Here is a 12763-nt window from a genome sequence, read left to right as displayed (position 1 = left end):
CGCGAGACAGACTTAGAACCGATTCAGTAATAATGAATTCGCACAAGTTTAGAATTTAGAGAACAGGATTTATTTTTAGCGAAGAGATCTAGGTCTTGAATTTTTGTTTCTTTTGTTTCAAGACAAAAGAAATTAAAGCCCAACAAAAAAAGCTACCTCAACATTAAAAAAGTTTCTTTATCATTTAAAATTCTGAAAAAGAGAAAATATTTCTAATAATGACTTTAAAAGCGACATAGGAAATCGGAGCGTTAAGAAAATAAATTCTGTGAACGTTAAGAAAATTCTCCTGTCCGAAGCACGACACACACTTAGAACTGATTCAGCAATAATGATTTCGTGCAAGTTTAGAATTTTTAGAGAACAGGATTTATTTTTAGCGGAGAGATCCAGGTCTTGAATTTTTGTTTCTTTTGTTTCAAGACAAAAGAAATTAAAGCCCAACAAAAAAAGCTGCTTCATCATGAAACAGCTTCTATATATTTATTCTAATCTTCTTTATTTCCCATCCTGCGCTCCAAATACCTTCTGCAAAATACTTGTCGTTCTCATTGCAGGAGTATTTCTGATACCGCTTTCTTTATCGGCTACCATTTTGAATACCCCATTGATGGTTTCTGTAGTAACATATTCGTTAAGATCCGTTGTTACAGATTGCCCTGTAAAAGTATTGTATTTTGAAATCAGGTTTTTCCAAAGCGTATCAGCACCTACTTTTCCTAATGATGCCTTTACTTTAGGCTGAAAAGCACTGAAAAGTTGACTTTGTGTTTTCCCCTGAAGATAACTTGTTGCTGCATTATTATTGCCTAACAAAATGTTTTTGGCATCCGTAATGGTCATGGAAGTAATAGCGTTGGTGAAAATAGGAGCAGCTTCTGTTACGGCATCTTCAGCAGCTCTGTTTAATAATTTTACGCCTTCATCAGCAAGACTTCCCATACCGATAGAACGTAGAGTAGTGTCGATCTTTCTTAATTTTTCTGGCATTAAAATTTTTACTGCTTCATTTTTGAAAAAACCATCGGTGATCGCCAGTTTTTTGACTCCGTCTGTTACTCCCATGCTTAAGGCTTCTTTTAATCCTGAAGAAATCTGAGTAGAGGTAAGGCTTCCAATATTAGTAGATGAATTATTAGCATGACCGGCAGTTGTTGTCGTGGTAGTAGTATTAGTACTGTTATTTTTTACGGGAACATTAAGATCTACCCCTGTTTTATCTTTAACGGCAGATTTTATGATATCGAAAATTTGTGCCTGCGTTGACATTGAGAATAATAATCCAGCTGCCAGAAAAAAGTTTTTTTTCATCCTATTTTTTTGCAAATTTAAATCTTTTAATTTTTTTAAGTCGTCTAAGTTGATCAAAAAGCAAACCATAATGAACAGAATATAATAGAAGAATATCTAAGGACATGGTTTAGCAAACTGTAAATTGTCCATTCACAAGAATATAAACAATTTAAGATGTCTAAATTTTGTTTTTAAAAAGGCCCTAAGAGTTTTGAAAAATAATTATCTTAGCTCAAACCTTAATTCCATCCAATGATACGGACTTTTTTAGTATTTTTTGTATTGATTTCAAACGTGATTTTTGCCCAAAATAAATTGAATTTAATTCCTTACCCTCAAAAAGTTGAATTTTCACAGGGAGAGTTTCTTATACCAGAAACCTTGTTATTAGCTGGCAATTTACCAAAAGAAGAAACGGAATATTTCAAAAAACGCTTAGATTCTCAGTTTAAATTTCAGGACATTAAAAAGGATGGTGGAAGCCATTTGACAAGCTCTATAATTCCTGCGGCTTCAACAGATGCGGAACAGAAAAAAGAATATTATTCAATAGAAATTTCTCCCAAGCAGATTCAAATAAAGTCATACACCAGACAAGGTTATTTTCTGGCACTGCAAACATTGATTCAGGTTTTCGAGCAATATAAAGAGAGTAAGAAAATTCCGGCTTTAAAAATTGAAGATCAGCCGAAATTTGCGTGGAGAGGAATGCATCTGGATGTATGCCGTCATTTTTTCACGGTGGCAGAGGTGAAGCAATATATAGACTATCTGGCGATGTACAAGCTGAATACTTTCCACTGGCATTTAACAGACGATCAGGGATGGAGAATTGAAATTAAAAAATACCCTAAACTGACTCAGATAGGTTCAAAACGTAAAGAATCAATGATTGGGGCATATGTTGACAATACATTTGACGGAAAACCTTACGGACCTTATTTTTATACCCAGGATCAAATAAAAGAGGTCGTAAAATATGCTCAGGACAGACATATCACAGTAATTCCGGAAATCGAAATGCCGGGGCATGCTTTGGCTGCGTTATCTGCATATCCTGAATTGGCCTGTACAAAAGGACCTTTTGAGGCTGCTACAAAATGGGGTGTTTTTGATGATGTTTTCTGTCCGAAGGATGAAACATTTACTTTCCTGGAAAATGTTTTGGATGAAGTGATGAAATTATTTCCATCCAAATACATTCACATCGGTGGTGACGAATGCCCGAAAACACGATGGAAAGAATGTACACACTGTCAGGAATTGATTAAGAAAAACAACTTAAAAGATGAACATGGCTTACAAAGCTATTTCATTCATAGAATTGAAAAATATGTCAACAGTAAAGGTCGAAAAATCATTGGCTGGGACGAGATTTTAGAAGGAGGATTGGCCCCGAACGCTGCGGTGATGAGTTGGACCGGTGTCAACGGAGGTATTGAAGCTGCAAAATCAAAACATTTTGCCGTAATGACTCCTGGAGCATATTGTTATTTCGACCATTATCAGGGAGATCCGCAGTCCGAACCGAATGCTTTTGGCGGTTTTACTCCTTTAGACAAAGTATATTCTTACAATCCTATTCCTTCCGAACTGAATGCCGAACAGGCAAAATATATCATGGGAGTTCAGGCTAACTTATGGACAGAATATATTTTAGACTTTAAACAGGTGCAATATATGATCTTCCCAAGATTAATGGCACTTTCCGAAGTGGGCTGGGGAACCTCAGATCCTAAAAATTATAAAGAATTTGAAAACAGAGTGATCAATCAGTTTAAAGTTCTGGATAAGATGAAGGTGAACTATGCAAAGAGCATTTATAATATCACCGGAAAAGTAATTCCTTCAAATAATGGGATTGCTTACGAGCTGTCTACTTCACAGAACTCAAACGGAATCAGATATACTTTGGACGGAACAGATCCTTCTATCAATTCTAAAACTTATGAGAATGCGGTTCAGATTCCTAGTTCTTTAACGATAAAATCAGCTTATTTTGAAGATGGTCAGTTGAAAAGCGCTATCTCTACTCAGCAGTTTACCATTTCAAAGACTACCGGGAAAAACATAAGTCTTGAACAACAGCCAAGTGAAAATTATTCTTTTGGAGGTGCTTTTACTTTGGTAGATGGCATTATCGGAAATGTAAAACAACTTGGTAAAACATGGCTTGGTTTTCAGGGGAAAGATGTGGTGGCAACGATAGATTTTGGTCAGAAAACAGCTTTTTCAGAAGTTTATTTCAATACCCTTGAAAATAAAGGAAGCTGGATTCATCTTGCGAAATCTGCAAAAATTTTCATTTCTGATGATAACAAGAATTTTAAAATGATCAAGGAAATTGCAGCTGGAGAAATTCAAAATGCCAAAGGAAAAATCAGATTGAATGTAGGATCACAAAATGCAAAATATCTGAAAGTAAGCATTGAAAATGCAGGGATTATTCCGGCAGGAAATCCTGGAGCAGACTCAAAAGCATGGCTGTTTGTAGATGAAATTGGAGTAAATTAGCCTCATTAGTCGCAATATTATCAAACTTATGTACAAATCAATTTCCTTCATTTTATCGTTTTTCTTTATGTTCTCATGTAAGCCTGAGAATGTAAAAGCAAAAGAATTTAAAGTAGGAAAAGTGAGTTTTAATTATCCTTCTGATTGGAAATTAATAGAACCAAAGATGATTGATTCTTATAGTGCATATTTAACTAATAATGAAGATACTATATTTATAAATTATGGAAGATATAATCATAAAATTTACAAAAATAAATTAAGTGGAAATTTAAGGGAACAAATTGAAATAAATGGGAGAGAAGCAGTCATTGAAATTCCAAATTCTAAACAAGGATTTTATAATATTTATGTTCCAAAATTAGATTCATTGGATGGAGTTATTATATTCTCATCTCCATTAAAAGATAGGGGAAAAGTTGCTGCAATATTATCTAGTTTTAAAATAGACAATATGGGCAATTCTAATATTTTAGATAAGAAGAATTTCTCAAACAAAAACAAAGAAACTGGATTAACTAATTATGAATACAATTGCCTAAGCTGTCACTCTGAAAATAAACGAGTTATTGGTAGGTCATTAGATAAATCTTTTATAAATTCCAAAAGCAGTGAATGGTTGACAAACTATCTATACTCAGATAAAAAAAATTATTATACTGATATTAAATGCTTTCAATTTGATAAAAAAGATTCGATAGTAGTAAATCAAATGGTAAATTACCTAAAACATAATTAATATTGAAGTTAACATTGTATTTGGTAAAGTGCGGAGTTTACAAGGGAATTGAAATCCACACCTTTCCAGCCGTCACTATTTTTCCATTCCACATATTTTTGTAATTTAGTTAATAAGTATCAGTTATAGTTGATTTAAAATTGAACTGAAACTCATTTTTTTCCGTACTTCGTCAATACCTTTTCCATTAAAATTATGCAGGACAATACCATACTTTCTTCAGAATTTTCATCATCACCGGATCTGGTAGAAAAGCTGTATCAATATGGAATCACCAAAAACTACCATGAAGGTGATATCATATTAGATGAAAATGCTTCTATCCGTTCCATTCCTATTGTGATGAAAGGAATGCTGAAGGTCATCAGGACTGAAGAGGACGGACGTGAAATTTTACTGTACTACATCAAAGCGGGAGAAAGCTGTATTATGTCTTTTCTCGGTGGAATGCACAATGAAAAAAGTATTGTAAAAGCCGAAATTGAAGAAGATGCGGAAATCCTTTTTTTACCGGTAGACAAAGTATCTTTATTCATTAAAGAACATCCGGAATGGTTAGATTATATCTTCAGACTGTATCATAAAAGGTTTGAAGAACTATTGGATATCATCAATGCAATTGCTTTCAAAAAAGTAGATGAAAGACTGTTAAATCTGCTGCAGAAAAAATCAGAACTTACCCACTCTGAAACCATCAACACAACTCATGAACAGCTTGCAAATGAGCTGGGAACTGCAAGAGTAGTCGTCTCCAGACTCCTGAAACAGCTGGAAGAAGATGGCAAACTAAAATTGGGAAGAAATAAAATCACTCTTCTGAAAACCCTCAATTCATAAACGATACCTCATTTTAATAAAGCGCACTCACATTCCCATCCTTTGGAGGGGTGGCGAAAATTCAGAGAATTTTTGACGGGGTGGTAAAACCGCCATTGCAAACAAAAGGAGAAGGAATCTCCTTATGTAACAAAAGTAGCTGTACACCTCTTTTCACTTTCCCATTTTTGCATCAGAATATTGAATAGTAAAATGGAAATTATAGGATATGCAGCAGCAGTTTTAATCGGGATTTCTCTCGGTTTGATCGGAGGTGGTGGAAGTATTCTCACCGTTCCGGTACTTGTTTATCTCTTTGGTCTCGATGCTTTTCTGGCAACGGAATATTCCCTTTTTATAGTAGGAATAAGCAGTCTTGTTGGATCGGTTTCGTATTTTAAAAAAGGGTTGGTCAATTTTAAGATGGCAATGATATTCGGAATTCCTTCTGTGCTCGCCATTTTTCTGACCAGAATATATCTTCTCCCTTTAATTCCGGAGGAAGTATTCAGAATACGAAGCTTTACCATTATCAGAGACATTTTTTTATTATTGATTTTTGCAGGTCTGATGATTCTGGCTTCTTATAAAATGATAAAAAGCAATGCTTCAGAAAAACTGTCAGAAAGAGCTATAGATAAAAATAATACTTTACTTGCAGGAGTACAGGGTTCTATTGTAGGTGTTCTAACGGGATTAGTGGGAACAGGAGGTGGTTTTATGATTATTCCGGCATTGGTTAACCTTTTAAAAATTCCAATGAAGATTGCGATAGGAACTTCTTTATTCATTATCTCTTTCAATTCTTTGATAGGCTTCTTCTCTTCAGTAAATCACATGAAAATAGAATGGGGACTATTGATTTCTATCACCACAATTGCTGTTGCAGGAATTATAATAGGTTCACAGTTATCAAAAAAGATAGACGGGAAAAAACTGAAACCGGCATTCGGATGGTTTATTCTGATCATGGGTATTTACATTATTGCCAAAGAAATATTCCTTTAAATCTCTTATGTAACAAAAGTAGCTGTAGAGAAAAAAAGAAAGCGGGAGATTTGTATCAGATAACAAAATCAAAAAATAGATACAATGAAAATAGAACAGATTTATACAGGATGTCTGGCACAAGGAGCTTATTATATTACCTCAGCAGGAGAGGCGGCAATTATTGATCCTTTAAGAGAAACACAACCTTATATCAACAGATTGAAGGAAGATGGAGTACAATTGAAATATATTTTTGAAACCCACTTTCATGCTGATTTTGTCAGTGGACATCTTGATTTAAGCAATAAAACCGGAGCTCCGATTGTGTATGGCCCGACCGCAAAACCTGAGTTTGAGGCCATCATTGCAGAAGATCATCAGATATTTGAAATAGGAGATATTACAATCAAAGTTCTTCACACACCGGGACACACGCTTGAGAGCTCATGCTATCTGTTGATGGATGAAAATGGAGATGAGAAAGTCCTTTTCAGCGGAGATACTTTATTCCTGGGAGATGTAGGCCGTCCGGATCTTGCACAGAAAGGAGCGAATATGACTCAGGAAGAGCTTGCAGGACTTTTATACGATAGTTTGTATGATAAAATTTTGCCTTTGCATGATGATATTACTGTATATCCTGCTCACGGAGCCGGCTCAGCCTGTGGTAAAAATATGCAGAAAGAAACAGTAGATACATTGGAAAATCAGAAAAGAACCAATTATGCTTTGAATCAAAAGGACAGACAGAGTTTTATAAAAGAAGTAACAGATGGACTTTTGCCTCCTCCTGCTTATTTTGGAATGAATGTGATGATGAATAAAAAAGGGTACAACAGTTTTGATGAGGTTCTTTCACAGGCATTACAGGCTCTGGTTCCGGAACAGTTTGAGGAAATTGCTGAAGTTTCAGGCGCTTTAATTTTAGATGTGAGAGACAATCATGAATTTGCAAAAGGTTTTATCCCACAGTCGGTAAATATAGGACTGGATGGTGATTTTGCCCCTTGGGTAGGCGCTTTAATTGCTGATGTAAACCAACCTATTCTTCTGGTAACGGAAAAAGGAACTGAAGAAGAAGCTGTAACAAGATTAAGCAGAGTAGGATTCGATCATATTTTAGGATTTTTGGAAGGTGGTTTTGATGCCTGGAAAAAGAGCGGAAAGGAAATTGATTTTGTCAACTGTATCTCTGCAGAACAGTTTGAAAGCGAAATAAAAGAAAAAGAAGTAAAAATCATTGATATAAGAAGAGAAAATGAATATAATGCAGAACACATTCATGAAGCTTACAGTATGCCTTTAGCGTATATTAACGAATGGATTAATCGCCTACACCCGGAAGAACACTTTTATATGCATTGCGGAAGCGGATACAGAAGTACAATGGCTGCAAGTATCCTTCAGGCAAGAGGATATAGGAATTTTACAGAAATTGAAGGAGGTTTTAAAGCTATTTCATTGACAGATGTTCCTAAAAGTGATTTTGTGTGTCAGACTAAAATTTTAAATAAATTAGATTAAAAAAGAAGAAATGTTGGAGATTATAAAAGAACCTTGGCCATGGTATATTGCCGGTCCGCTGATTGGGCTTACTGTGCCTGCCTTATTGATAATGGGAAATAAATCCTTTGGAATAAGCTCTTCACTGAGGCATGTCTGTGCTGCCTGTATCCCGGCCAATGTGAACTTTTTCAAATACGACTGGAAAAAAGAAGCCTGGAATTTATTCTTTGTAGCTGGAATTTTCTTCGGAGGAATGATTGCTGCTAATTTTTTGCTTAATCCAGCAGAAATAACAGTCAATCCCGATCTGAAAACCGAACTGGCAGGCTACGGAATCACAGATTACAGTAATCTGGTCCCTGTACAGCTGATGAACTTTGAAAGCCTGTTGACCTGGAGAGGCTTTATCATCATGGTCGTTGGTGGGTTTTTAGTGGGTTTCGGAACAAGATATGCAGGAGGATGTACCAGCGGGCATGCGATCATGGGACTTTCCAATTTGCAATGGCCTTCTTTAGTGGCAACCATCTGTTTTATGATCGGAGGTTTTGTAATGGCCAACCTTATTCTGCCTGTCATCCTTTCCCTGTAAGTTTAATTTTAAAGAGAATTTTGAAATAATGATAAAAGAAAAAGATATACGCCGTCAGGATGCTGTTTGTGTAAACGAAAGTACGCTTACTTACCGATGGTATCACAATCTGAAGTACCTGGCATCAGGAATTATATTCGGGATTATATTTGTGAAAGCAGAAGTGATCAGCTGGTTCAGAATACAGGAAATGTTCCGTCTGCAATCTTTCCATATGTACGGAATCATCGGAAGTGCCGTATTGGTGGGAATGATTTCAGTATGGGTGATCAAAAAGTTTAAGATAAAAACAATCTACGGCAAACCCATTACCCTGACACCTAAAAAGTTCAATAAAGGCCAGATTTACGGAGGGTTGATATTCGGTTTTGGCTGGGCCATTACCGGAGCGTGTCCCGGACCTCTCTTTGCTCAGATCGGAACAGGAGCTTTGGCTGTATCTGTAACCCTGTTGAGTGCTGTTGCTGGAACTTGGGTGTATGGATATTTCAGAGATCAATTACCCCATTAATATTAAAAAAGACTGCAGATTATTTTCTACAGTCTTTTCAAGTATAAAATTAAGAATAAATGAAGTTCTCTGCGCCTAAAACCATATAAAGATTAATACGCTCTATTCTGTACTGAAGTTCCAGACTGATGAGGTTCATTTCATTTTTCAGGAGATCCCTTTGTTTACGGATCAATACAAAACTGTTGTTGGTGCCTACCTTTATTTGTTTCTCGGTGAGAGTAATATTATTTTTCAGTTCGTTGACAGCCTTAGTAGTGAAAGTGATCTGTTTTTCAATAGAACGGAGATTGGCTAAAGAAGATTCCACTTCGTTCAAAGCATTCAGAACAGCTTTTGAATATTCTTCAACGATCTGTTTTTGCTGAGAGTTTTTTATTTCCACATTCTTTTTTAGCTTTCCACTATTGAATAAAGGAGAAACTAATCCGCCGCCCACTTTTAATAACGGATTGGAAAATAAAGAATTGATAGATTCCACATTACTTCCGGCAGAGCCAATAGAAGTGCTTATACTCAATGAAGGAAGTCTTGCTGCTTTTGCCTGCTGTACTTCGTAAAAAGCCTTTTCAATCTGAAAATGATTAGCCTGTATATCTGATCTGTTTTCTAAAAGCTCAAGCGGAAAAGATTCAGGAATAGTGTTAGGTACAGCATTAAAAAAATTCTGAGTGGCTAGTTTTCCTTCCGGATACTTTCCGGTGAGCAGTTCCAGTGATCTTCTGGATTGTGAATTCGCATTTTTGACCTTTTCCAGATAGCCCTGCAGGGAAATAATCTCTGCTGTTATATTGGAGATATCCAAAGCATTTGCCGTTCCCACTTTCTTTTGAATGACGTACAGCTTTTCCAGATCTTTAGACTTCTGAATATAACTTTCAATCTTATCTTCCTGAATATTTCCCGCAATATTCAGAAAATAAGCTTTAGCAATCATCCCTGCAATAGATTGATGCAGCAAAGTATTCTGATGTTTTGCAGAAAAATAATTGCTGGTGCTTGCCATCTGTGAAGATTTATTTTTACCCCAAAGGTCAATCTCCCAATTGGCTTTTAATGCCAGACGCCGGATCTGAGTATCACTCACTAAATTATTGGAAGTATTGGCTACTGCGCTTACACTAGGATAAAGATCACTTCCTGCAATTTCCATGGCCAGTTCAACCTGATTCAGCTTTTCCTTTGCAATGATAAGATCAGCATTATAAAGCATTCCTTCATTAATCAAGGTTTCCAGCTGAGGTGTTTTAAGATCATTGATCCAGTCATAGGAAATTGATCTTGAATTTGCTTTTCTGTCGAAGATCCATTCATCCGGGATTTCTATATGAGAAGCAATTTCACTTTTTTCTTTAAGCTCGTTTATATTTTCCTTAGTGGGCTCTTTATAACCGATGCATGAACTTAAACTTACGGAAAGCATACCCAATAAAATTAATTTCCTGTACATGTTAATGAAGTTTAGGAATCAGATAGTTGACTTTACTGCTTACACGCACCATTACTTTTCGGATAAGATGAAGCGGTTTAATATGATCAGAATAGATAACAGCCGTTCCTCTTGCCCCTACTGTAAGCTGTTTCTGGCTGTCTTCCAAAACAAACTTGGCAATAAGTTTTCCATCAGTTTCAGGCAATTGTCTGGCTGTGTCAGGAAGTCCCGCTGTAGAACCGTTTCCTCCAAGCATTCCTCCCGCATTATTCATAATTCCCTGGCTGGTAGCATCAATTACATATTCAAGTCTGGCTTTTACAACTTTTCCCGGTTCTGTTTTAAGAGCTAATTCAACCTCATTACCGTTTTTTACCGTTTCCAGTTCGTTCTGGGCAAAAAATCCAATCACAGACTGCTGTTTCTGAATCAGCACAAAAGCAGATTTAAAAGGTGCCATGATCGCTCCTTCATTCAACTGAACATTAGGAATTACTCCATCAGTAGGAGCAAGAACAACTGTTTGGGAAAGGTTCCATTTTGCCTGGTCCAGTTTTGCCTGAATTTCAGAAACGGATGAATTTTCTCCACCATAAGAAACATTGGATTTGGTTTCTAAAGACTGTTGCTGTGACTGCGCAGCACTGATTCTTGACTGAAGATCCTGTACATTGGTGACAGCCTGTTCAAGATCAAACTTATTAGCAGCTCCTGCTTCCACCAATTCTTTGTACTGAGCCGCTCTTTTATTAGCCAGATCCAGCTGTGACCGCAACCCTGCAATATTTTTTCTGGAAGCTGAGATATCTGTATCATAAGAACTTACAGTAGCTTTCATACTGCTTAGTTTTGCCTCCAGAGACTTGATTTCCTGTACATAAGGCTCTCTGTCCAGTACAAATAAGGTATCTCCTTTCTTTACTTCCTGATTGGTAGTTACATATACCTTTTTTACTTTTCCTAAAACCTGAGTGGTAATATCCACACTTCTGTTTCCTACCTTCACGTCAGAGGTGATAGGGCAGTAATAATTTAAACTTAATATTAAAGCGATAGACCCGAAAATAGGCAATGAATATACCACTACCTGTGTGGTAAAAGTCCAGGGGATCAGTTTAAATTTTTTGATAAGAAGCCAGCATATTCCGGCATATATTGCGACTAGTAATTCCAGCATTTTTTTTAATTTTCGAGGGTTTTAAATTCTTCTTCCGTGATTTCTGTGTCTTCTTCAGGAGCATTTTGGTTACCATAATCATAGTTGGCCCAGATTAAAGCAACTGGCCATAAAAGGCCTCCAAAAACAAGGGAAAGGAGGCACATACTTTTTATGGCTTTCAGCTGAGGATGGTTCTTTTTCTCAGCTACCTTTTCCGGATAAATGTGAACTTTCCAGAAAAGGTAAATTCCTGCTATAGGTAAAACAAGTAAAATGAACCAAGAAGCAGAATTTGCTATAGTATCTTCTAAGCTGCCTGTTGATGCCTGAACAAAATTGCATGATAATAACAGGCAAAGAAGTAATGATATTCTTTGCATAAAATAATTGTATAAGGTAATAATGAAGTGTAAACAAGGGGGCAACCTGGCCGCTGGTACTTTACGTCCGGTTACTATGAATCTTAAGAAAGATTAAAGATGATTCAATAATAAGGTGTCTTTTTAGATGATATTTTTCTCATTTTGCTTTTAATTGTTTGGGTAACAGTATTTTCAGTAAGCAAAAGTAGAATGAATAAAGTGAGAAAAAGTATTCCTAAGTTATTTTTTTCTTTCGTTCCTTTTTTTATGGATACGGGCTGTCATCCTTGAAAGAGAGTTGGGAGTAATGCCCAGAAAATTGGCAATATACTTTCTGTTGGCGTTCTGTGAAGTAAAAGGGCGGGTTTCCAGAAACTCTTCATACCGGGAATGCGGAGAAGTAGAGCAAAACTGTTCTGTACGTACTTTTAATATGCTGATAATCTGTTTTAAAGATTTGAGATATACATTATAAATACCTCTGTTTTGAAAAGCGGCTTCTTCAAATTCACTCTTGTTGAATAGGAAAATCTGGCTTTCCAATACAGCTTCTATAGTGTATTTTCCTTCGTTTTCATTAGCATAAGATTCCGGGCTTTCCATAATGGCAGCTTCCTTTTCAGAAGGGAGAAAAAGATTGCTTTCAATGCCTTCTTCATCATCAAAGAAAAACCTTAATAGCCCATGAGAAAGAATGAATAATTGATTGAAAGGTTTACCAGGCTCTGCCAGCTTTTCTTTTCTTCGAAGTAGTTTTGGGGTACTGATATTGACCAAAATAGTAATTTCTTCATCAGAGAGTTCCTGAAAGAAAGAGATATTTCTGAAAGTTTTAAATGAGTCCATTAC

12 protein-coding genes are annotated in these 12763 nt (G+C 36.1%); 7 read left to right on the top strand and 5 right to left on the bottom strand.

Annotated features, from left to right (window positions below; translation table 11 throughout):
• Positions 1 to 498: 498 nt before the first annotated feature.
• The gene (locus GFU89_RS16325) at positions 499 to 1311 is read right to left on the bottom strand and encodes a DUF4197 domain-containing protein (protein WP_318848144.1); all 813 of its coding nucleotides are present in this window, start codon (positions 1309 to 1311) and stop codon (positions 499 to 501) included.
• Between the two features lie 234 nt (positions 1312 to 1545).
• On the opposite strand from GFU89_RS16325, the gene GFU89_RS16320 reads away from it, so the two are divergent.
• The 7 genes from GFU89_RS16320 to GFU89_RS16290 all read left to right on the top strand — a co-directional run bounded on the left by GFU89_RS16320 (position 1546) and on the right by GFU89_RS16290 (position 8961).
• The gene (locus tag GFU89_RS16320) at positions 1546 to 3807 is read left to right on the top strand and encodes a family 20 glycosylhydrolase (RefSeq protein WP_318848143.1); all 2262 of its coding nucleotides are present in this window, start codon (positions 1546 to 1548) and stop codon (positions 3805 to 3807) included.
• A gap of 28 nt (positions 3808 to 3835) precedes the next feature.
• On the top strand, positions 3836 to 4546 hold the full coding sequence (locus GFU89_RS16315; protein ID WP_318848142.1) for a hypothetical protein: 711 nt from the start codon (positions 3836 to 3838) through the stop codon (positions 4544 to 4546).
• A 195-nt stretch (positions 4547 to 4741) separates the two neighbouring features.
• Positions 4742 to 5383, top strand: coding sequence for a Crp/Fnr family transcriptional regulator (locus GFU89_RS16310; RefSeq protein WP_318848141.1), 642 nt, complete (start codon positions 4742 to 4744; stop codon positions 5381 to 5383).
• Positions 5384 to 5575: 192 nt separating this feature from the next.
• Complete coding sequence (locus GFU89_RS16305; RefSeq protein WP_318848140.1) at positions 5576 to 6370, top strand: sulfite exporter TauE/SafE family protein; 795 nt, start codon at positions 5576 to 5578, stop codon at positions 6368 to 6370.
• An 84-nt stretch (positions 6371 to 6454) separates the two neighbouring features.
• Positions 6455 to 7876 (top strand): MBL fold metallo-hydrolase, encoded by a 1422-nt coding sequence (locus GFU89_RS16300; protein WP_318848139.1) that lies wholly within the window; start codon positions 6455 to 6457, stop codon positions 7874 to 7876.
• A 10-nt stretch (positions 7877 to 7886) separates the two neighbouring features.
• On the top strand, positions 7887 to 8450 hold the full coding sequence (locus tag GFU89_RS16295; RefSeq protein ID WP_318848138.1) for a YeeE/YedE family protein: 564 nt from the start codon (positions 7887 to 7889) through the stop codon (positions 8448 to 8450).
• Between the two features lie 28 nt (positions 8451 to 8478).
• The gene (locus GFU89_RS16290) at positions 8479 to 8961 is read left to right on the top strand and encodes a DUF6691 family protein (protein WP_318848137.1); all 483 of its coding nucleotides are present in this window, start codon (positions 8479 to 8481) and stop codon (positions 8959 to 8961) included.
• A 49-nt stretch (positions 8962 to 9010) separates the two neighbouring features.
• Here the strand turns inward: GFU89_RS16290 and GFU89_RS16285 are convergent, their stop codons facing one another.
• From GFU89_RS16285 to GFU89_RS16270, 4 genes are all read right to left on the bottom strand, one after another.
• Complete coding sequence (locus GFU89_RS16285; protein WP_318848136.1) at positions 9011 to 10411, bottom strand: TolC family protein; 1401 nt, start codon at positions 10409 to 10411, stop codon at positions 9011 to 9013.
• 1 nt (position 10412) lies between these two features.
• Positions 10413 to 11570: an HlyD family secretion protein gene (locus GFU89_RS16280; protein WP_318848135.1), complete on the bottom strand. Its 1158-nt coding sequence runs from the start codon at positions 11568 to 11570 to the stop codon at positions 10413 to 10415.
• A gap of 5 nt (positions 11571 to 11575) precedes the next feature.
• On the bottom strand, positions 11576 to 11932 hold the full coding sequence (locus GFU89_RS16275) for a DUF3302 domain-containing protein (RefSeq protein ID WP_318848134.1): 357 nt from the start codon (positions 11930 to 11932) through the stop codon (positions 11576 to 11578).
• A 222-nt stretch (positions 11933 to 12154) separates the two neighbouring features.
• Positions 12155 to 12760 carry a Crp/Fnr family transcriptional regulator gene (locus tag GFU89_RS16270; RefSeq protein ID WP_318848133.1) on the bottom strand — a complete coding sequence of 202 codons (606 nt, stop codon included), beginning with the start codon at positions 12758 to 12760 and terminating at the stop codon, positions 12155 to 12157.
• Between the last annotated feature and the right edge of the window lie 3 nt (positions 12761 to 12763).

The sequence above is a fragment of the Chryseobacterium sp. JV558 genome, assembly GCF_033712365.1.
Classification (GTDB): Bacteria; Bacteroidota; Bacteroidia; order Flavobacteriales; family Weeksellaceae; genus Chryseobacterium.
The sequence above is the reverse complement of the archived record's forward strand: the minus strand, read 5'-3'. Positions and strand labels throughout refer to the sequence as shown.